This window comes from Oscillospiraceae bacterium NTUH-002-81, from assembly GCA_032620915.1.
Lineage (GTDB): Bacteria > Bacillota > Clostridia > Lachnospirales > Lachnospiraceae > JAGTTR01.
The window spans coordinates 3,086,420-3,107,261 of sequence record CP136052.1 but is presented as its reverse complement, the minus strand read 5'-3'; the positions used below and the strand labels follow the sequence as shown (position 1 = coordinate 3,107,261).

General features: G+C 44.7%; 23 protein-coding genes and 3 pseudogenes. 22 read left to right on the top strand and 4 right to left on the bottom strand.

All coding sequences use genetic code 11. The features are described from left to right. Positions 1–227: 227 nt before the first annotated feature. The 5 genes from RJD28_15425 (at position 228) to RJD28_15405 (ending at position 5,639) form a co-directional block, all read left to right on the top strand. The gene (locus RJD28_15425) at positions 228–1,472 is read left to right on the top strand and encodes a serine/arginine repetitive matrix protein 2 (protein ID WNV57572.1); all 1,245 of its coding nucleotides are present in this window, start codon (positions 228–230) and stop codon (positions 1,470–1,472) included. After that, on the top strand, positions 1,469–2,173 hold the full coding sequence (locus RJD28_15420; GenBank protein WNV57571.1) for a CHC2 zinc finger domain-containing protein: 705 nt from the start codon (positions 1,469–1,471) through the stop codon (positions 2,171–2,173). Before RJD28_15425 ends, RJD28_15420 begins: the two co-directional genes overlap by 4 nt. Further along, the gene (locus tag RJD28_15415) at positions 2,133–3,491 is read left to right on the top strand and encodes a virulence-associated E family protein (protein WNV59649.1); all 1,359 of its coding nucleotides are present in this window, start codon (positions 2,133–2,135) and stop codon (positions 3,489–3,491) included. The genes RJD28_15420 and RJD28_15415 overlap by 41 nt, the downstream gene beginning before the upstream one ends. A 267-nt stretch (positions 3,492–3,758) precedes the next feature. Next, positions 3,759–3,926: a hypothetical protein gene (locus tag RJD28_15410; protein WNV57570.1), complete on the top strand. Its 168-nt coding sequence runs from the start codon at positions 3,759–3,761 to the stop codon at positions 3,924–3,926. Between the two features lie 72 nt (positions 3,927–3,998). Next, on the top strand, positions 3,999–5,639 hold the full coding sequence (locus RJD28_15405) for a recombinase family protein (protein WNV57569.1): 1,641 nt from the start codon (positions 3,999–4,001) through the stop codon (positions 5,637–5,639). Between the two features lie 198 nt (positions 5,640–5,837). On the opposite strand, the gene RJD28_15400 is transcribed toward RJD28_15405, so the two are convergent. Beyond that, a complete protein-coding gene (locus RJD28_15400) occupies positions 5,838–6,860 on the bottom strand; it encodes a hypothetical protein (GenBank protein ID WNV57568.1) in 1,023 nt (340 codons plus the stop codon). Positions 6,861–7,820: 960 nt separating this feature from the next. On the opposite strand from RJD28_15400, the pseudogene RJD28_15395 reads away from it, so the two are divergent. The 6 genes and pseudogenes from RJD28_15395 to RJD28_15370 all read left to right on the top strand — a co-directional run bounded on the left by RJD28_15395 (position 7,821) and on the right by RJD28_15370 (position 10,560). Next, a pseudogene (locus RJD28_15395) lies at positions 7,821–8,063 on the top strand (type IV secretory system conjugative DNA transfer family protein). 206 nt (positions 8,064–8,269) lie between these two features. Then, a pseudogene (locus tag RJD28_15390) lies at positions 8,270–8,422 on the top strand (Maff2 family protein). A 161-nt stretch (positions 8,423–8,583) separates the two neighbouring features. Further along, a complete protein-coding gene (locus RJD28_15385) occupies positions 8,584–8,856 on the top strand; it encodes a helix-turn-helix domain-containing protein (GenBank protein WNV57567.1) in 273 nt (90 codons plus the stop codon). Further along, entirely contained in the window at positions 8,816–9,193 is a 378-nt protein-coding gene (locus tag RJD28_15380; GenBank protein WNV57566.1) for a TnpV protein, read from the top strand. The genes RJD28_15385 and RJD28_15380 overlap by 41 nt, the downstream gene beginning before the upstream one ends. 51 nt (positions 9,194–9,244) lie before the next feature. Continuing rightward, complete coding sequence (locus tag RJD28_15375) at positions 9,245–9,862, top strand: Type 1 glutamine amidotransferase-like domain-containing protein (protein WNV57565.1); 618 nt, start codon at positions 9,245–9,247, stop codon at positions 9,860–9,862. Positions 9,863–9,909: 47 nt separating this feature from the next. Then, on the top strand, positions 9,910–10,560 hold the full coding sequence (locus RJD28_15370; protein WNV57564.1) for a hypothetical protein: 651 nt from the start codon (positions 9,910–9,912) through the stop codon (positions 10,558–10,560). A 95-nt stretch (positions 10,561–10,655) separates the two neighbouring features. Here RJD28_15370 and RJD28_15365 read toward each other — a convergent pair whose 3' ends face one another. Beyond that, positions 10,656–11,462 carry a helix-turn-helix domain-containing protein gene (locus RJD28_15365; protein WNV57563.1) on the bottom strand — a complete coding sequence of 269 codons (807 nt, stop codon included), beginning with the start codon at positions 11,460–11,462 and terminating at the stop codon, positions 10,656–10,658. A gap of 483 nt (positions 11,463–11,945) precedes the next feature. On the opposite strand from RJD28_15365, the gene RJD28_15360 reads away from it, so the two are divergent. The 3 genes from RJD28_15360 to RJD28_15350 are packed head-to-tail and all read left to right on the top strand — an operon-like array spanning position 11,946 to position 12,761. Beyond that, complete coding sequence (locus tag RJD28_15360) at positions 11,946–12,134, top strand: hypothetical protein (protein ID WNV57562.1); 189 nt, start codon at positions 11,946–11,948, stop codon at positions 12,132–12,134. Continuing rightward, a complete protein-coding gene (locus RJD28_15355) occupies positions 12,131–12,472 on the top strand; it encodes a DeoR family transcriptional regulator (GenBank protein WNV57561.1) in 342 nt (113 codons plus the stop codon). The genes RJD28_15360 and RJD28_15355 overlap by 4 nt, the downstream gene beginning before the upstream one ends. Further along, on the top strand, positions 12,465–12,761 hold the full coding sequence (locus tag RJD28_15350) for a DUF3847 domain-containing protein (GenBank protein ID WNV57560.1): 297 nt from the start codon (positions 12,465–12,467) through the stop codon (positions 12,759–12,761). Before RJD28_15355 ends, RJD28_15350 begins: the two co-directional genes overlap by 8 nt. A gap of 410 nt (positions 12,762–13,171) precedes the next feature. On the opposite strand, the gene RJD28_15345 is transcribed toward RJD28_15350, so the two are convergent. Both RJD28_15345 and RJD28_15340 read right to left on the bottom strand, forming a co-directional pair. Continuing rightward, a complete protein-coding gene (locus RJD28_15345) occupies positions 13,172–14,467 on the bottom strand; it encodes a tyrosine-type recombinase/integrase (GenBank protein WNV57559.1) in 1,296 nt (431 codons plus the stop codon). Between the two features lie 86 nt (positions 14,468–14,553). Then, positions 14,554–15,183, bottom strand: a complete 630-nt coding sequence (locus tag RJD28_15340) for a helix-turn-helix transcriptional regulator (protein WNV57558.1) — start codon at positions 15,181–15,183, stop codon at positions 14,554–14,556. Positions 15,184–15,358: 175 nt separating this feature from the next. Here RJD28_15340 and RJD28_15335 point away from each other — a divergent pair, with 175 nt between their 5' ends. From RJD28_15335 to RJD28_15300, 8 genes and pseudogenes are all read left to right on the top strand, one after another. Continuing rightward, on the top strand, positions 15,359–15,589 hold the full coding sequence (locus RJD28_15335) for a helix-turn-helix domain-containing protein (protein WNV57557.1): 231 nt from the start codon (positions 15,359–15,361) through the stop codon (positions 15,587–15,589). A 145-nt stretch (positions 15,590–15,734) separates the two neighbouring features. Next, a pseudogene (locus RJD28_15330) lies at positions 15,735–16,050 on the top strand (DUF3847 domain-containing protein). Then, a complete protein-coding gene (locus RJD28_15325) occupies positions 16,050–16,403 on the top strand; it encodes a hypothetical protein (protein WNV57556.1) in 354 nt (117 codons plus the stop codon). The pseudogene RJD28_15330 and the gene RJD28_15325 overlap by 1 nt, the downstream one beginning before the upstream one ends. Then, positions 16,379–18,100 carry a MobA/MobL family protein gene (locus RJD28_15320; protein ID WNV57555.1) on the top strand — a complete coding sequence of 574 codons (1,722 nt, stop codon included), beginning with the start codon at positions 16,379–16,381 and terminating at the stop codon, positions 18,098–18,100. Before RJD28_15325 ends, RJD28_15320 begins: the two co-directional genes overlap by 25 nt. 65 nt (positions 18,101–18,165) lie before the next feature. Further along, positions 18,166–18,681, top strand: coding sequence for a DUF6040 family protein (locus RJD28_15315; GenBank protein ID WNV57554.1), 516 nt, complete (start codon positions 18,166–18,168; stop codon positions 18,679–18,681). After that, on the top strand, positions 18,629–18,790 hold the full coding sequence (locus RJD28_15310; GenBank protein ID WNV57553.1) for a DUF6040 family protein: 162 nt from the start codon (positions 18,629–18,631) through the stop codon (positions 18,788–18,790). Before RJD28_15315 ends, RJD28_15310 begins: the two co-directional genes overlap by 53 nt. A 155-nt stretch (positions 18,791–18,945) precedes the next feature. Beyond that, positions 18,946–19,404 carry a MarR family transcriptional regulator gene (locus RJD28_15305; GenBank protein WNV57552.1) on the top strand — a complete coding sequence of 153 codons (459 nt, stop codon included), beginning with the start codon at positions 18,946–18,948 and terminating at the stop codon, positions 19,402–19,404. Next, positions 19,394–20,713, top strand: a complete 1,320-nt coding sequence (locus tag RJD28_15300) for an MATE family efflux transporter (protein ID WNV57551.1) — start codon at positions 19,394–19,396, stop codon at positions 20,711–20,713. Before RJD28_15305 ends, RJD28_15300 begins: the two co-directional genes overlap by 11 nt. Positions 20,714–20,842 lie beyond the last annotated feature (129 nt).

Genomic DNA, 20,842 nt, shown 5'->3' with positions numbered 1-20,842 from the left:
CCATTGGCAGGTTAAGGGCGGCAGCCATTATCGGGTCAAGGACGAAGTGCCTTGGCAGGTTGAGGGCAGCCGCCCCATCGGGTCAAGGGTGAAACGCCTTGCCCAGGGAAAGTTGATGCCTGCGTCAACTTGTATTGGGTATTACCTGACGCAAAATTCGCAGGATTTGCGGCTTCGCCGCCCCTTCCCCGGCCCCAGAACATCTTCGCAGGAAGGAGGAAATCTGTTTGAAACTGACACGACACAATGGACGCTCCGGCAAGCATGGCACCTATAATCCCCGCCACAATGACCGCCGGTTCGATGTGGAGAACAGCGAACACATTGACGCAGAACGGGCAAGGCAAAATGTCTACTGGGACTGCTACCGGGGCTTTACCACCCATGAGTTCCGGGAGAACCCGGAGCAGCCGGATTTCAGCTTTGAGGAAATCGAGCGGATGTATTACTACGAGCATTACGGCGGCTATGTGGAAGCTCAGAACGCCCGGAATGAGAAAACCCGGCACACCGAGCGCAACCGCACTGTGGAGGACTTGCTGAAAAACAACAAGACCTGCCCGGAGGAAAGTATCTACCAGATCGGCACGATGGGAGAATCCGTCTCGCCGGATACGCTCTTTTCCATCGTCAATGAGTTTTATCAGGAATTTGAGCGCCGCTTCGGTTCCCATATCCACATCCTGGACTGGGCGCTCCATCTGGACGAGGGGACGCCCCACATCCATGAGCGGCACGTCTTTGACTGTGAGAACCGCTATGGGGAACTGTGCCCCCAGCAGGAAAAGGCGCTGGAAGAACTTGGCATCCCTCTCCCCAACCCGGAGAAGCCCAAAGGCCGGAACAACAACCGCAAGCAGACCTTTGATGCGGTCTGCCGGACGATCCTGTTTGACATCGCCAGACGGCATGGGCTGCATCTGGATCAGGAGCCGTCCTACGGCGGGCGGGACTATCTGGAAAAACAGGATTATATCCTGATGAAGCAGAAGGAGCAGCTTGCGGCGCAGGAGCAGAAGCTGGAAGAACTGACGCTCAAAATCGAGGACGTGGAGACGCTGTTAGATGATGTTTCCGATGCGGCCTATGACAAGGCGGTGGAGGTGGTGACCGATACCGTCCGGCAGGAGACACACAAAGAAGATATTCGTCTGATCGAGGAAACGAAAAAGTGGGTGCTTTCGCCGGAGCGGAAGGCCCCGAAGAAGGAGCGTGACTACGCTGCCGCCCGTCTGGATGGAGTGATTACCAAAATCAAACGGGTCATGCAGAACGCCCTGGCAAAAATCCAGAAAACTCTCATGCAGCCGGAGGTCAAGAAGGCCGGTAAGGAGCAGATTAAGGAGAAGGCCAGAGAATCCATCCGGGAGAAGCTGGCGAAAGGCAGGCTGAACGCTGACCGAGATAACCGGGAACGCTGGGAACGTGAGGGGCGGATTGCTCCGAAAAAGAAACACGATATGGAGTTATGAGGCACCTGATTTTCTGCGGAAACGGGTGCTTTTTTCTCTGCCTGGAGGTGAGAAAATCGAATATATTTGAAGCGGTGAAGGAGTCTGTCACCACAAGGCAGGCTGCGGAATATTACGGGGTGCAGGTTGGCAGGAATGGCATGGCCTACTGTCCCTTCCATGATGACAAACATCCTAGTATGAAGATTGACCATCGGTTCCACTGCTTTGGCTGTCAGGCAGATGGGGATGTGATTGATTTTACCGCCCGTCTGTTTAGTCTGAGCAGTAAGGAGGCGGCGCTGAAGCTGGCGGAGGATTTCTCTGTCCACTATGACGCCAAAGGCCATGACCCGCCCCGCAGGAGGCCGGTCAAGCGAAAAATCAGCGAGGAACTGCGTTACCGGCAGGCGGAGCAGAAATGTTTCCGGGTGCTGTGCAATTACCTGCATCTGCTGGAACGCTGGGAGAAGGAATACGCCCCGCAGACGCCGGATGAAGCGTGGAATCCGCTGTTCGTGGAGGCCCTGCAAAAGAAACCGTACACGGAATATCTGCTGGATATTCTCTTGTCCGGCAGCATGGAGGAACGTGCTTCCGTGGTCGCTGAGTATGGAAAAGAGGTGAGGAAGATTGAGCAGCGAATATCAGAGTTTACCGCTAGCCACCCGGCAGGCCGCCATGAGCGCAGCCGAAGCCTTAGCGCCGGAGCGGAGCGTTGATGAGGTGCGGGAAAGCCTGTCCGTCACCGAGAAGGGCCAGCCCGCCAACACCATCGGCAACTGCCGGACGGTGTTCTGCCATGACCCTCTCCTGCGTGGGGCGATCCGCCTGAACCTTTTGACTGACCGGGTGGACATTGTACAGGATTTAGGCTGGCGCAGGAATACCAGTGCCCTGACGGATACGGACGTGAAATATCTGCTTCTCTATTTTGAGCAGACCTATGGCCTGACCAGTGAGAAAAAGATGACGGCGGCGCTCTCCATCGTGGCGAATGAGAACTGCTACCATCCCATACAGGACGTGCTAAACGGCCTTGTCTGGGACGGGACGCCCCGCATCCGCTCCTGTCTCCATCATTTCTTAGGTGCGGACGAGAGCGACTATGTGGAGGAAATGCTGAAACACTTTTTGCTGGGGGCTATCCGGCGGGTATTCCGCCCCGGCTCCAAATATGAGGAAATGCTCTGTCTGGTGGGCGGTCAGGGGGCTGGCAAGTCCAGCTTCTTCCGCTTGCTGGCGATCCGGGACGAGTGGTTCAGTGACGACCTGAAAAAACTGGACGATGACAGGGTGTATCTGAAGCTGCAAGGACACTGGATTATCGAAATGTCGGAGATGCTGGCTACCAGCAGCGCCAAAAGCATTGAAGAAATCCGCTCCTTTATCAGCCGCCAGAAGGAAACCTACCGGACGCCCTACGAGGCCCAGCCCAAAGACCGGCTGCGGCAGTGTGTGTTCGGCGGTTCGTCCAACACACTGGACTTCCTGCCCCTTGACCGGGCCGGAAATCGGCGCTTTTTGCCGATCATGATTTACCCGGAGAATGCAGAGGTTCACATTTTGGAGGACGAGGACGCCTCCAGAGCCTATCTTTTACAGGTCTGGGCGGAGGCCATGACGATTTACCGCAGCGGCCACTACTCTATGAAGTTCAGCAAGTCCATCCAGCGCCAGCTGGTGGAGGTGCAGAAGGATTTCATGCCGGAGGACACCGAGGCCGGACAGATACAGGGCTTTCTGGAACACTACACCGGCAGCATGGTCTGCTCCAAACAGCTGTTCAAGGAGGCGCTGGGCCACACCTACGATGAGCCGAAGCGGTGGCAGCTGCACAATATCAACGAGATCATGAACACGGTGGTGACGGGCTGGAAACCATTCTCCAATCCCCGGATGTTCACCGGATATGGCAGGCAGAGGGGCTGGGAACGGGACGTTTCCGGCAACGAACTGCCCGGCAACGAAGATGGATTTGTGGAGCTGACCGAGGAAGAATGCTGCCAGCTGGAACTGCCGAAGGAGTGGATCGCATAAAATTAGCGGTCTGTTGCCGGGATGGTTGCCACTTGGTTGCCGGGTTTGTTGCCGGGGATTCTCCGGTCTGGATACGGAAAAAGCCTGTAAATAAGGTATTTTCTAATATCTATCTCTATCTCCGGCAACGAAAACAACGAGATTTTTCAAGAAAATTGATAAAGTAAGATTTGCAGGTCAGACGGTAGTTTACAGGTTTTCAGAGGTTCGTTGCCGGACTTCGTTGCCAGTGCTGCCGTCTGGCCTGCTACTCTATGGAGGTAGCCTATGGAAAAAAGCAAACAGCAGAAAAATAAAGTCCGTTTTGTGGTGGTGCGGGAGTTCTCCGGGGAGAAGTCCATGCGGGAAGCCTTTGAGCAGCTGATTGAGCGTCAGACCTGCGAACACTTCGAGGAATGGCGTCAGCAGCGGGAAATGGCCGAAAACGCTGCGTAAAAACGGTTGATTCAGGGGCAGGGACATGGTACTATAATGGTATCGTGTCCCTGTTCATAGAAGGAGAACGCTATGAGCAGGAAAAAACAAGTCTATGAGAAAATCACCGCTCTCTACTGCCGCATCTCTCTGGATGACGGCGGCGACAACGAGAGTATGAGCATCAGCAACCAGAAAATCATGCTTCGGGACTTTGCTGAAAAGCATGGAATGTTCCAGTATGAATATTATGTGGATGACGGCTATACGGGCCGCAATTTCAACCGCCCTGCCTTCCAGCGCATGATCGCTGACATTGAGGCGGGGAAGATCGGCTGCGTCATCACCAAAGACCTATCCAGGCTTGGTAGGAACTATATTGAAGCTGGCAGCTATATCGAAATCTTTTTCCCCAAACACAATGTACGCTATATCGCCATCACGGACGGCGTGGACAGCCTGACCCGTCAGGAGATGGACATTACGCCCTTTAAGAATATCCTGAACGATATGTACAGCCGGGATATTTCTAAAAAGGTGCTGGCAGGCATCACCACCCGCTCCCGGCAGGGGAAGTTCTGCGGAGGGACGCCGCCCTTCGGCCTGATGCGTGACCCGGAGGACAAGGGGCATCTCATCATTGACCCTGAGACAGCGCCAATCATCCGCAAAATCTATGACTATGCCCTTGACGGGCTGGGCTGCATGAGGATTTCCAAACGTCTGATGGAAGAAAAAATCCCAATCACCCATGTCAAAGCCAACACGGAGTTTGACGCCAACTATTATTTCTGGGGCGGAGCCAGAATCAGTCACATCCTGAGAAATCCATTCTATAAGGGCGCACATTTGGTCTTTCGGACGCATCAGAAAGGCATCCGCTCCAACACCTATGACATTATTCCCCGTGACCAGTGGGAAGTGATCGAGGGCTGCCATGAGGCCATTGTGACGCCGGAGGAATGGGAACAGGTGCAGGAACTCATTGACCGCAGGCCGACCATTCAGGGGAATTCCTGCCCCTTTTATAATCTGTTCCACGGTCTGGTCTACTGCGCCACCTGCGGGAAGTCCATGCAGGTGCGGTATGAGAAAGTGGGCCGAACCGGGAAGAACCGCTTCACCGGCGAAATGCGGGAGCCGATTGACAAGGCGTACTATATCTGCCAGACCTACAACCGCATGGGCTGCAAGGTCTGTTCCAGCCACAAGATCGAGGCCAGGGATTTATACAATCTGGTGCTGAAAGACATTCAGGAACTGGCGGCGCAGGCTATGAAGGATGCCGATGCGTTCTACCAGCGGCTCAGCCGCCGGATGGAGCACCGGTATCTGGTGGACGCCTCCCAGACAGAAAAGGAACGCCTGCGGCTGGAAGCCCGAAATCAGGAAATTGACGGGATGTTCCTGAGCCTGTACACCGATAAGGCCAAAGGCATCCTGACCGAGCAGCGGTTTGTGAAGCTGACGGCGGCGCTGGAACAGGAGCAGGAATCCAACCAGAAACGCCTGCATGACCTGGCAATGATGCAAGGTCGTGCCGATGCGCAAGAAAGCGAAGTCCGCACTTTTATCAAGGAAATCCGGCGCTATGCCGCCATCGAGGAACTGGACGAGGCGGTGCTGAACCGGCTCATTAGCCGGATTCTGATTGGAGAAATCAAGAAGATTGATGGTCAGAGGACACAGGAGGTTAAGATTATTTACAATTTTGTTGGGGAAATGTCAAGGTAGAATTTAGACGCTAAATACTTTTAATTTATATCAAAAGTGATACAACAATTTTCTTTTAATGCTATCAGGCAATAAAGTTATTCCTTTGGCCAGAGTAAAAGGGATAACTTTATTTTGCTAAAGCATACTAAAAAGGGCGCGTTGCAGAAAATTATCCGCAACACGCCCTCTTCTATAAGTCCTTATGTCAAAATCAAATTATTGGTAATCTTGAATATTGGGATAAGCGGCACCGTTATTATGCGCGTAAGCTGCTTCAAAGTAGTCGAGGCTTTCAAAAGTAATGCCCTGATAGTTTCCGACATTCAACACATCAAAAGTTAGATTCAGAACATCACCAGCGGAATATTGGTCAAGAAGATTTCCTGCAAATTTCCATCCTATGTTTTCCTCATAAGTATCCTCGGTAAAATAAAATGTAGTCGCATCCTCAGTCGCATCATAACTAATGTCAATAATTATATCAGAGAAATGAACTTGATCTCCAGCATTAAAGTCTTTGAGATAATCTACAGTTTTTCCATCAGCAGGATTAATAAATTGAGCATTAAGTTGTGTCATATCAACAACCTCTGGAGGAAGAGAATTAAGTCTGTAAGATTCTGCAACAGAGAATTGATAAACTCTGTTATTATCCCCAAAGTAAAATCCATCTTCCGTCATAGGAACACTTGAACGAGCATTGGCATTGTAATAATGGGCATAATACAACTGCCATTTGTATGTCTCAGTTGAAACAAACTGTGCTTTCCATGTACCAGAACTGTCTCCTGCTTTCTTTGTATAAAACATATACTGATTTGTACCAGTAGTTGCTTGACTTACCGTATCACCAGAGGCATCTGACAAGATGAGTGCAATCTGTGTAAAAATATCGACAAAGATAATCCTATGTCCATGCATACGGATAGAACCAACGCTGTTATCTACTTCTGGACGAAAATAAACCTCAGGCCCCATATCACCCGTGTTATATTCTATGCTAGGTGAAACAAGATAGGCCCAACTACTATCCTTTTCACTCTGTCCATCGAGATCGATAAGCTTTTCCACATAATCTGAAAGGATAATCCAGCCAATCTTCCACCAATTCACTTTGCTTGCTTCAGCAGAAGAACTGATATTCTCGTTGTCGGCATAAGCAAAAGTAGTGTTAGAAAAACTTATGCACATAACCAAGGAAAGAGTAAGTGCAACAATCTTACGTGTTAGCTTTTTCATTAAAAGCCCCCCTTCTCTTATAAAACCAAAACAATAATGCAAATGATGGATGCAATAAAAAAGAATACTCCAGCAACCCGCATCAAACCAAGATATAAATCTGTAGGTTCACCGCCTTTTACAGAAAAGAAGTGTTCAATTTTCCATAAAAGTTCCGGCTTAAAAATCATAAAAAAACTTAATAGAAGCAAAAGGATAAGCCATATGTTATCTATGTATAACACTTCCTTTCTGCTAATACTGAAAATTCAAATAAAAAAGCGCATAAGTAGACAAATAATCATGCCTAACTTATGCGCAAATAGAAACAATTTTAATTCTAAGCCTCCAAAGGCTGGCAGCGTCGGTAAAAATGCTCCATTATTAAGTTAGGCAACTTAACCTTAAAACAAATCATCGGTCTTACCTCCCAACAATATAAATTTCGACTTTTCACTTTTATTTTATCACCTAAAGCAGAACTTGTCAATGAATTTGTCTAAAATAAGTCGATTTTCTTTTTTGATTATGTGCATTTTTAACTAATAGAAAGAAAGTTGTATTGAGGGCGATTGGTGTTCCTTATTCCATATGTCGGAACTGTATGAAGTGAAAATAGTTTATCCGTTGAAGAGTCACTCCACAGGTTATGCTTGATTCTTTCAAAGTTATGTTTCTATAATATGCATCCGTACTGTCATATTATAATTCACATTATTGGATAATATAAATTGACAAGTATAAGATAAACAGACAAGGAGTCGCTGCCACCCGTAAAACGGGTGGCTCGGGACGCAGGCTTTAAGCCCACTCTACTTGGCCGCGCCTCAAGGCGCTAGCTTTCTCTTTTAGGCTATACTAAAGTTTTTATTTCCCTGGTACAACCGGGGATTTTTTTGCTTCAAGCCGCCAATTAGAACGGCAGCCACAAAGATTTTTCTTTGCGGCTGCCGTTTTCTTGAATTCATCACTTGACAATGTGGCAAAGACCTGGCCTCGGTGGATGAACTGGCTGTGTTGGATGGCGGTAAGTGCATTTTGCAGCTGCGCGGTGTGAGACCGTTCAAGTCAGATAAATATGATCTGACCCAGCATCCGAACTACAAGCTCACTGCCGGTGCTGATAAGAAAAACACGTTCAGCATCGAGGCGTTTCTTGACCATCGGCTGAAACTCAAGCCCGGTGATAAGTACGAAGTGGTTGATGCAGATCATGCCAAGTAAGTTCGTTCCGGTGACGAAGATGTCATAGGTGTGCTGTTGGCAACAGAATAAGAAGGGGCGGCGAGCTGCCGCCTCTTTACATAGCCAGGTTTCTGATTGGGATTGGAAATCTGGCTATATGTTTGCCCATTTGCAGGTGCACATGCAGATGGAAAATCACTATTCATCAGCCCATAAGGGCGCAACGTACAAGGAGGTACACATTTATGGCATTTTTCAACAGCGCAGTAACCGTTCTTCAGACCCTCGTTATCGCACTGGGTGCCGGCCTCGGCATCTGGGGAGCGATCAACCTGCTGGAAGGCTACGGCAACGACAACCCCGGTGCCAAGTCTCAGGGCATGAAGCAGTTCATGGCTAATTAAAGGGAACAAAAAGAAAGGAAAAGCACAATCCAGACGGTATCAGCGGCAGGCTACAAGAATAAATTGTGATTACACAAGATTGGTGCTATAATAAGAGAAAAGTTCCTGCCGGGGCAGTCGCCCCGGTGGTATGGATAGAAAGGCAGGAAAGCAATATGCACATCAGCTATAAACCACTCTGGCATACACTGTTAGAGCGTGATATGAGAAAAGAAGATTTAAGGCTTGCCGCCGGTATGACAACGAATATGATTGCCAACATGAGCAAAGAGGGAAAGCACATCAGCATGGACACATTAGCCCGTATCTGCGAAACGCTGAATTGTGAGATTACCGATGTGATTGAGTTAGTACCAGACGAGCCTGCTTCCACAGGAGGTAAGGAACATGAGCGAATTGAAACCAAGAATAACGGAAAACGGAATTGATTATATCCTTGTTGGAGATTACTACATCCCAGACCTGAAACTGCCGGAAGAACACCGCCCCATTGGAAAGTATGGACGGATGCACCGGGAATATTTAAGAGAAGTCCACCCAGCCAGATTTAGCACATTAGTACTAAACGGAGAATTGTGGACATATCTTGCAGACCTGAACAAACAGGCACAGGAACGATTAGATACCATCATGGAGCAGATGAAAGCTATTGAGGGCGTGACCGAGGAATTGAAGCGTACCCATCAAATGGAATGGGTGCAGCGTTGCAATAACATTCACAATCGGGCAGAAGAAATTGTTTTGCATGAGATGATTTATTCATAACGGTATGGTAGAATGATTATGATAAATCGGAGTTTGACGAGGTAAAAGAATATGAATGGAAAACATCTATTTCTTACATCTGCAGGGTTGACCGATAAGATGAAAGAGAAATTCTTTGATATTATTGGAAAGTGTCCGAAGGATGTGAAAGTGCTTTATATTCCAACAGCTGGCATTGAAACAGATGGTGCAAGAGAGTCGCTTGCAATATGTTTTCATGAACTCTTTCTAATGGGAATTCAGTACGAAAATATATTAGTGTACAATCTGGAATTAATTCTTTCAAAAGACTATCAAAGAACCTATTCTTCGTATGTTACAACCCCGTTTATGCTTACAAGGCTATTAACTTTTGAAGAATTAAACCAATTTGATGCTGTTTTTGTCAGTGGTGGTGATGTATCTGTGCTTTGTCGTGAAATGTCTAGAACTGGTTTTGATAGAATACTTAATAATGCAATTAAAAACGGACTTATATATGTCGGAATCAGTGCAGGAAGTATGTATGCGGCGGGAAATTTAACAGATGGATTACATATTATTGACAATCCTATTATCCCCCATTGGAATGGTTCTGAAACAACAGTATTACCGAACGGCAAAGATGAGATTAAGCTTGCTGATGGAAAAGCTGTTTATGTAGAGGATAATTACATGAGTGTAATATGATGCACATGTAGGATTAGTCAAATTCCAATTTGCGAGGATGAACACTTATGAAAGAAAAAAGCAAAAGTGAAGTTTCAATAATAGGTGGTGCAGATGGCCCAACAAGTATTTTTATAGCTGGCAGAACACGGAAAAAGCCTCTAAAAGTAAGGATACGAAATATTATCTACAGATATAGACGTAAGATAGTAGAGAAGAAAGTGGTTGCAGATTCACATACTCTTGATGAATTGGTACAATATGCAATGAATACCTACAATCTAATTGAAACTAATTCAACTGAGAGAAAATATATTGAACAACAAAAAAACCTAAAGGAGAGTTTGATTTTACAGCATAAACCAGAAGTTTTAGGTGAAATGAAGGATATTCCAAAGCCGGATGTTTCTAATGAAGAATCTGTCAGAGAATATTTTTGTAAAATAAAGACTCGAAGCGAAATGATTGCCGAAATGCCAGATAATGTAATTCCTATGAACTTTCATCTATATGAAATAAGAATCGGTGATGATTCTCTTGAGATGGAGATAGATTATATTTGGAATATATTCGGTATATCTTATTCTGGAAACAAGAAAGTAATGAAACAGTTTGAGAAAATTTTAAAAGATTTGTATATCTATTATGGTGTTAGTGAAGATGATATTAAGAAAAAGACAGAAAGATATTTATCATTGGTAACGGCATTAAGTTCATAAATTCCAGCCTGTCTTTCTGAAATTTCAACTGAATAACCACAGCATAAACCGCTGCTACATGGAAGCTAACACAACCATGCAACAGCGGTTTTTTGTTACCGTTTTTTCCTCTGGCTGATAGGCGTTCCCATTTTCTTTGATTTTTTGAGAATCCGAATGAGCCAGCGGAATTCTTCTTCCGACAGATTTTTATAGTTGATACCGAGCTGCTTGCAGTAAAGCACTGCCAGTTTTTCCAAACGACTGCCCTTGAAATTTTCGACCGCTTCCAGATTTTCTTTCAGTTCATCGGCAACGGTGGTCTGGGGCGCACTCTCGCTGTCCTTTTTGTGGGTTTCCCGAATATCCCGGATAATGAGATTGAGGTCATCCAGAACCATATGGCTGAAATATTCATCATCACTGATATGGGCAGCTTGCAGCACTTTCAAATGCGGGTCATCTTCGCCGGGGCGATACCGTTCAATGATTTCATGCCGGACAGTATCGACAAGGGCGTTGAGGTTTTGAATCTGCATGGTGGCAATCCCATCCACATAAATCTCAATGTCCGCAAGAAACTTGATAAAGTCCTTATGGGTGGCAAGTTCGCAGAGCAGACGGTTGTTAATCCGACCGCTTTTCAGAAGTGCCACCATTTCATCGTTCAAATGCAGCTCCGTCAGTGGCGTGTTGATCTGCTCCCTGTTCTCTGTCCGGCACAACAGATAATCAACAGAAACCCCATAGAAGTCTGCCAGCGTGATGAGGTTTCCATGATTGATTTCCTTAAAATCTTCTTTTTCATAACTGCCAAGGGCTGATTTAGAAATACCCGTCAGCTTTGATAGTTCTTCCAGATTTAAGCCTTTGTCCTTGCGGAGTTCCCAAAGGCGTTCCTGTATGCTTGTTGCTCCTTTCATGGGCGCACGCTCCTTTCCGGTGGTTTTATTTCTGCCATTTAACTGGATTATATCACACTTTCCGTAATCGTGGAAATTTCTGATTTTTACCCCTAATTCCTACTTTGTGGACATACGGCACAGGGCACAAAAATGTTCTATGATACAGGTAGTTCATCGATGGATTATTCCAATCGAATGACCAGCCTGTGTGGGATATGCTTCCCCGGCGATGTAGCGCCATGACTTTTGGCAGGGATGTGGAGGAACCCTGACCGAAACGAGCGTACCAACGGGAGCGATACGCCGCTGTGAGATTCAGGGGAGGAACGACACCGGGGAGAACTGGCGAACTGACACCGAAATGATACCGAAACACGACAATCTGACAGGGGGATAGTCTACCCTATCGCTGATACTTCGGGAGATTTTAAGCGGCTCTATGACCGTAATTTTGCCGAAAATCGCCCCGAAACCATACACGAAAACGGGAGGAAGCGCAATATGCCGAGAATGAGCAAAAAGCGGAAGCAGGAGCTTTCCTTTTACCTCAATGACCAGGGGCGTGTCACTTACAACGAATTATGCCGGAAATGCCAGCATGGGTGCACGCAGAGCTTCCGAGCGGTTGTGGTTGACTGCCCCCGTTATTTATCCAAACGAGCAAAGAAAAAGGAGGAACACACCGAATGAATTTTGAATTTATGACGATAGACACACCCTTGCCGCCCTGTATGCCCTTTCCCAGAGCGTTGACAGGTTTTCCAGTCAGCAGCACTGCAAAGGTCATGTACTGCCGGATGTTAGACGCTATGCTATCCAAAGGACAGGAGGACGAGAATGGAATCCTGTTTGTCTGCTTCCCTGTTACAGCCATTGCGGCAGTCTTGTCCCGCAGCCCCATGACGGTCAAGCGTTCTCTGAATGAACTGGAAACCGCCGGACTTATCATGCGGGTGCGTCAGGGCGTGGGGGAGCCAAACCGGATTTATGTGCTGATACCGGGAAAGGAGGACGCTGCCCTTGCCTGATACCTCAAAGCTGGAAAAACTCAACCGGGAGCTGGAGAAAAGCGAAAAGAAACTGCGGAAAGCTATCAATGATGAAAAGGCATTGCAACACCAGTTAAAGCAGCTTACCCGAAAAGAACGGACACACCGGCTCTGTACCCGTGGCGGTATGCTGGAAAGTTTTCTGCAAGAACCGGAACGCCTGACAGATGATGATGTCATGCTGTTGTTGAAACTCATTTTTCACAGGCAGGACACGCAGGAACTATTGAAAAAACTGCTGGAACGGGAGAAGCCGGAAACCCCTTAGTTTACTAAGGGCGCAATTATACACCACCCAAAGGTTGGTGCATTGCGTTCTCCGAAGGCTCCTTGCCGGAGGGCTGTGATTTTTCGCAGTCATGGTCTGCTCCAAATCATACAGGGGACGCTACGCTTCCCCTGCGCTGGCTACCGCCAGCTACCCTTTTGTGGACTTGTCATCTGGGGACACCTTGCGTTGCAAGCTGTTCCCAGCCGACAAGTTTCATAAAATATGCTATCTTTTCGATAGGCAATAAAGTATAATAAAGTCAGCAATAAATCGGAATTTGTGGAGAGATTTCCTGAACTTTCCTTATTTTACAGGCTTTTCAGCCCATTAGATAGTGAAATGATATGTATTTTCCCTTATTTTTGCCCTTATGCGGAATCCGTAAGGGAAATAAGGGAAATTTTTGTTTAAGCGTTGCTCGCTACTTTATCAAGAAGTCTTGCGGAATCCCGTTTTGCTTTTCTTGTTGAGTGAGCGTAAATATTCATTGTGGTACTGACATCAGAATGTCCTAACAGTTCCTGTACATCTTTCGGAGCCGCCCCGTTGGAGAGCAGGTTGCTGGTATAGGTGTGACGTAACTGGTGGAAGTGAAAATCTTCAAATCCTTCCAGCTTCTTTGACACTGACCTGCAAGCAATGCCGAGTGTACTCGGCAGTTCCAGACTACCATCCGGTCTGAGGCAGACAAAGGATATTTCTTTATAATCTGCCGGGACTTCCTGCGTTCCGTCAAGGTGATAGTATTCATAATACACCCTGTTTTTTACATGCACCTCTTTGTAGTAGTTGCGGTGGTAAAGTTCCCCGTACTGCATCCGGCTTTTCAGTTGTTCCCGTCTTGCTGCTTTCAATATTTCAGTCAGTGTATCTCCAAAATCAACAATCCTTACTTTCTTTCGCTTGGTTGTTCCAATCACATTTTTATGCTTCGTTCCGTCATAACGGATACTGCGTTTTATGGTCAGGCATTGTTCTTCAAGGTTGATGTCCTGCCATGTAAGACCACAGGTTTCCCCGATACGAAGTCCTGCATAATATGCGATCTGAATCGGCAGAATTGCAGGTGGATTTTTCTTTTCCAGATACTTGATAAGCCGCTCGTAATCCTCATGTGAAATCGGCTGTGTACCTTCTTCTACCTCATCATCAGAAAAGAGGTCAACTTCCTCTGCCTGTCGTTTCAGCTTGATATATTGCATTGGATTGAAACTGATTAACTGTTTTGGAAATACTGCAAAACGGAAAGACTGCTGTAACACTGCGGAAAAAGAATGGATATAATCTTTGCTATATCCTTTTCGCACTTTTCCATCCGGAAACTCGCCACCGAATGTAAGCAGGTCGAGAAAACTCTGTAAATGTTCAGCGGTAACTGTTTTTAACTTTCGGTCTGCAATCGGGTGTTTTTTGATACATCGGATTGCACCAAGATAATTTTCCACTGTGCCATTGCTGAGTGTTCCGGCTTTCAGTTCTTCTTCCGCCCACATATCCAGAAGTTCTCCTACCGTAAGGCTTTCTGCCCTTGCGACAAACTTCTTATTTTCATAATCTTCCAGTGCTTTGCGGAGAAGCTTTTCCGTCTCACTTTTACTTTCGGTTCCGGCGTATTCTTTCTGAACCATTTTTCCGCTTGCGTCCTCTACATAGAAGCGATAGTACCATTTCTTTCCTTTTTTTCTAACAGATCCTTTTGCCATAATCGTATGTCTCCTTTCGATATCAGACAATCGGAACTGCTGAAATGCTTCTTGCGTGTAAGTATATCACAACTCCGGTTGTCTTACTATACCGATTCAGAATCCTCATACATAACTTCGGATAAAAGATTTGCAAGCCTTTGTTCTGCCGCTTCCGGTTTCTTTGAATAGAGCCTTACAACATCTGCCATATCGTTAAATGCGTTGACAGTATGCGTGATCTCCCTGAGAAACATAATCTCATTATATTCATCTTTCGATTCAAATCCCATTACTTTAGCAATGTCCGCATCTTTGGTACTGCCTTTGTAATTTTTACAGGCGAACTGAAACGAATCCAGAAACAGTTCATATTGCTTTAACATTAACAGCAGTAAGTCTTTAGAAAAAGCGTCTTCTGTTTTATTAAGATCAAGAGGTAACTGTTTGAGAATATCGCCCATCACATCACGAATCTGCAATTCTTTCTTATCCGTAATATCAGTTTCATATTCATCGGTTTCCCCTTTGAGCCATTCAATCGATACATGAAGTGCTTCCGAAAGACCTTCCAGTACCATCTTTTTGGTATTGTCAATCGAACCATTCTCATAACGCAGGATTGTGGAAGCGGTAACTCCCATCTTCTCTGCGACATAAGGCTGTGTCAGATTTAATTCGAGACGGCGCTGTTTTGCCCTGCTGCCGATCAGCTTGCGTAGTTCTTTATCTTTCATGCTGATGTGCCTCCTTTTTCGGTATGTCATTACTATACCACGCAACAAAATACATTGCAATATGCAATTAATGGAAAAAGAATAAAATTTCATAATGCTTGACAAAGCAATATAAACACGCTATACTGACAGCACAAATGAAATTGCATAATGCAATTTAAAAGGAGGTGGTCATATGACACAAAGAAAGATTGCCTTATCTATTGAAGAAGCTGCTGATTATACGGGAATCGGCAGGAACACCCTGAGAAAACTGGTGGAATGGAAGAAACTTCCGGTATTAAAGGTCGGGAGAAAAGTCCTGATCAAAACGGATATGCTGGAACTTTTTATGGAAGCCAACGAGGGCAGAGACTTGAGGGATAAGGGAAATGTGAAAGCAGTCACAAGAAACGGTTCAACTTAAAAAAGCGGTTCCCGAAGAAACCGCCAAAGGTTCTATCAGACCGGAGTCATGATATACCTACACGCAAACAGATTATACCATGTACTTCGTCTGACAGACAACAGGAAACTTATGTTTGGAAGAAAAAGAAAGGACGATGATATTTATGGCAAGATCAACAAAGAGTTATGAGGAGCGTATGCTCCAGTTGGAAAAAGAAAGAACAGGAAAGCCTTGAGAAAGCAAAACAGTATGCAGCACAGAAACGGGAACTGAAGAAACGTCAGAAAGATGTGGAAACCAAAAAGCGGACACACAGGCTCTGCCAGATTGGTGGTGCGGTGGAATCGGTGCTGGGTTCTGCGATTGAGGAAGATGATATCCCAAAGCTGATCGGCTTCTTAAAAAGGCAGGAAGCAAATGGGAGATTCTTCTCAAAGGCAATGCAGAAAGAGCCAGTTGCGAATACGGAGGAAGTGTAATGCCGGAGGGAGTGGATTTTTCATTCCCTTCATTGCTTTTTCATGAAGGGCGCACTTATGGACAACCAGAGGTCGTCCGTATAAGTTTGCCACAGGTGGCAACCGGTCTGCGCTTACGCTTGCCGGGCTCGTTCCGTCGGCGGGCATTTCATGCAGACCTGCTCATGCCGCAGGAGGCACTCTTCGCCAGAGGGGCGCATTCCATGCAGGCTGTTATTCACAGGGCACTCTTACGCAGAGGGCGTTCCGGCAGATACCATTTTCTTTTTGGGAAAACGTTACCTGCCGGAAATCAAAGCCGGATACGGCAGAAAGGGGGAAACGGATCATGGCGATTTTTCATTATACAGTAAAGATTGTTGGACGCAGCAAAGGGAAATCCATCATATCAGCATCTGCCTATCTCAATGGTGATGTGATGAAAAATGAAGAAACCGGCAGAATCAGCTACTACACTTCCAAAAGAGAAGTTGTTTATACCAACCTATTGATGTGTGAAAATGCACCACAGGAATGGCTGAATGTACCTGCTGAAAATATCAGACGGTTCCAGAAATCTGTCCGATATAAAAGGGCAGATAACAAAGAAGCCGCACTGAAAAAATTTAAACTTACTTTTCAGAAGCAGCGTTTATGGAATGAAGTTTTGAGGATAGAAAAAAGTGCAGATGCACAACTCGGCAGGTCATTTGAGTTCTCACTTCCGAAAGAATGGAACAGACAGGAACAGATTGATTATACAACCGAATATATTCAAAAGACCTTTGTAAATAAGGGAATGTGTGCGGACTGGAGTATCCACGATAAAGGAGATGGAAATCCCCATGTGCATTTACTTGTGACGATGCGACCATTCAATCCAGACCACTCATGGGGGAACAAAGAAATCAAGGATTGGGAGTTTGTCAGAGATGAAAATGGAAATATTGTGGTGGATGAATCCCATCCGGACTGGTGGCAGGATAAAAAGGACCCTGACCGTCATGGAATCCGAATCCCGGTATTGGACGAAAACGGTAATCAGAAAGTCGGTGCAAGGAACCGTAAACAGTGGAAACGTGTATTAACCGATGCTACCGGATGGAACAGTCCGAAAAATTGTGAACTGTGGCGGAGTGAATGGGCGAATGTCTGTAATTCACATTTGAAAACGGAAAATCACATTGACCACCGTTCTTATGCAAGGCAGGGGAAATTAGAGATACCGACGATCCATGAGGGCGCGGATGCCAGAAAAATTGATGAGAAATTTCAAAATGGGCAGACACAATCAGCGTCATGGAAAGTGGTAGAAAATCAGATCATAAAAAGACAAAATGCACTGCTGGATAAAATACAGATTTCTTTCGGAAAGGTATCCGGTGCATTGACACAATGGAAGGAGCGATTGGATGACATTAGAAGAAAGCCGGGAAGTCATTCCCATGATGGAGACAATGATAAACCAGATCGAGGAACAGCAGAATTTTATGGCAGCGATGGTACAGGAATTGCAGGAACGGGATCGACAGCTCCTGTCTTTTCAGGAGCAGAACCAGAGTTTAAAAAGCTTAAACAGCGAATTATCCAGGCTGCTAAATCTTTTGCCAGATACAGAAGAACTGCTCTCACAGATCGAGCAACAGAAAACCAGAATCGAACAGTTGGAAAACGAGAATCAGCAATGGCAGGAATTAACGCAGAAGCTGAACAACGAGAACAGCTTATTGCAGAAACAGAACAGCGAATTGCTGACCTTAAACAGCAGATAGAGAAAGCGAGGGAGATCGATGAGCGAATGCAGAAACTTAGAGAACGTCGGGCAGGTGGAAGAACTTCTGCTGATGACCGAACAGATGCAGGACGAACTGGATCAGAAAGACCAGACAATCCAGGAACTAAACAGGCAGCTAAGCGAATCGCTGACCTTGAACGAGAAATTGAACAGCGAAAACAGAGCCGAGAATATCGAAGCATTGCGGACAAGATTAAGGCAAACAGAGGAACGATTGACCAGCGAGACAGACAGCAGGAAAAGAGCCGACGCAGAAGCCGTGGCATGGAAATTTAAGTATGAAAAAGCAGAGCAGGAAAAACTTTATGCACAGACACACCAAAAGACGGTAGAGGTAGCTGTTGAGAAAAAAAGTGCCTTATGAGAAATGTGAAAAATGTGACCGTACTGCTTACCGGAAAGCAAAAGAAAAATGCGATAGCCGTAAAAGCCAGTTAGAAAAGAAATATAAAAATATGACGATTGGTTATGAAAGTATCTTGTTTCTACTGGCATGGTACAGCATAACAACAACACTGTTTACTGCGATTCTTTCGCCGGTTTTCCTTAACGACTGTATCGTCTTTTTCGGTGCGTTAGGAAAAGGAATGGGAAGTTTATTTCGGGAGTTTGTGACAGGTGCAGACTCTTTCGGACAGTTAAGCAGTGGAATACCTAACAGTATTCTTTCCGGGATTGTGTACTGGCTGATTGCCGGTACTGTCATGGCAATTTTATTCGTAATAACCGGGTGGCTGATAATCGGGATTGGTTATCAGGTAGGAAAAAATCTACCGGAAATATTGTTGGGATATCATCAGTATCGTGGTAGCGATAACGAGTACAGCTGTTGTAATTTACTTTGGAGAATGGATTAAAAACGCTAATCCGATAAATCTTATTGTATTGCTATTACTGTCGCATATTATTTATATTGGAATCAGATGTTATGTGAAAGACTGGATGGAAGAACGAGGATATTATTAAAAGAGGACAGGGAAATTTCATAATCTTCCTGTCCTTAGTAAGGGACTATTGATTGTTTATATAAAGAAAAAGTATATAAATAAATCTTGACAATTAGTACGAACTCGGACTATACTATAAAAGTCCGGATTCGTACTAATTTAAGGAGAAAAAAGATGAGAAAAGATAATAATATGATAATACAGTTGCAACGATATTATGCTTTATGGAAAGAATGTACAGCAATGTATGAGGAATGGTCAAAGGATCAGGGACTGTCTTCAAATGGAGTTTTTGCTTTGTATTCATTTTATGAAAGTAATGGAAGATGCACGCAGAAAATGATAAGTGAAAAATGGAATATACCTAAGCAAACGGTAAATACGATACTAAAAGATTTTCAGAAAAAAGGATACATCAATATGGTATCTGATGATTCAGACAAGAGAAATAAGCTGATATGCCTCACAGAATCAGGAATGGAATATACGAAAGATATCATAGAAAAACTGCACTCAAAAGAAATATATGTAATCGAAAAAATGGGATTAGAGAATATAGAAAGTCTTAATGATAATACAGAGCTGTTTATCAGACTTTTCAAGGAAGGAGATTGTAAGAAAAATGAATCATAAATCATTATTTTTTAAATATGTTATTCCATCTATTATAGCATTTGCATTATCAGGAATATATGCAATAGTGGATGGATATTTTGTAGGCAATACCATAGGAGATGCTGGAATTTCGGCTATTAATATTGCATATCCGATTGTGGCTTTGATTCAGGCTCTTGGAACAGGAATTGGTATGGGAGGAGCTGTTTATTACTCAATTAATGCAGCAGAAAAGAAAGGAAAACGGGCAGAAGAATTTATTGCTACAAGCTGGTGGCTTCTTGTAATAGTAAGTGTTATCAATACCATAATTATTTACTCCTTTTCGTCTAAAATTTTAGGATTGCTTGGAGCAGATGGAATTATATTAACAAATGCGACAGATTATATCAAAATTATAGCACTTGGAGCAATATTGCAGATTCTTGGAACTGGAATGATGCCATTCATTAGAAATTATGGAAACTCTTTCTGGTCAATGTTTGCGATGGTTGGTGGATTCATAACCAATATTGTTCTGGATTTTATCTTTGTATGGATATATGAAATGGGCATGAAAGGTGCAGCCACAGCTACAATAGCCGGACAGGGTGTGACTGCAGCAATTGCAATCATATACGCATTATATAATAAAAAGTTTTATGTGTATGTATCCTTAAAAAATGTAAAAGAAATGTGTGGCGCTATATTCAGAGTAGGTCTTGCACCATTTGGGCTAGCATTGACTCCTAATATTTCATTGGTGTTTATAAACCGATTCTCCGCTTCTTATGGGGGAGAAAAAGCTATTGCAACTTATGCATGTGTATCCTATATTATCTGTATCATATATCTCATATTGCAGGGCGTAGGTGATGGAAGTCAACCTTTAATGAGCCGTTTTTATGGTGAGAAGGATCAAGAAAGCCTGAGAGGAGTTCAGAGAATGGCATACATTTTTGCAATAATTCTTGCTGTTTGTGGTGGAATTATCATGTATGTAAACAGAGCAAATATTGGAGGGGTTTTCGGAGCTTCTTATGAAGTAAGTATTGAGATTTCTAAAATTGTACCTATATTTTTAGTGTCATTACCATTTGTTGCGATTACCAGAATAGCGACAGCTGGATTTTATGCTACTGAAAAAAGTGGATTGTCATACATTCTTACATTCATTGAACCAGTATTGATGCTGATATTTATGCTTGTTTTACCACCTTTATTTGGTGGACAGATTATGATATGGTGGAGTACGGTATTGGCACGTGTTTTTTCAGCGATTCTGGCATTCATACTAATAAAATATTGCGAAAAGGGAGATTTGCAATATGGAATACAGAAAATTTAACAATCAGATAGTAGCAAGAATAATCTAGGTTTATCTATTGTATTTTTAAGGACAGCCTCATAGCAATAGGGCTGTCCTTTTAAAATTATGAAGCTAATTTTTAATAAATTCTAGTAGATTTTGATTGGA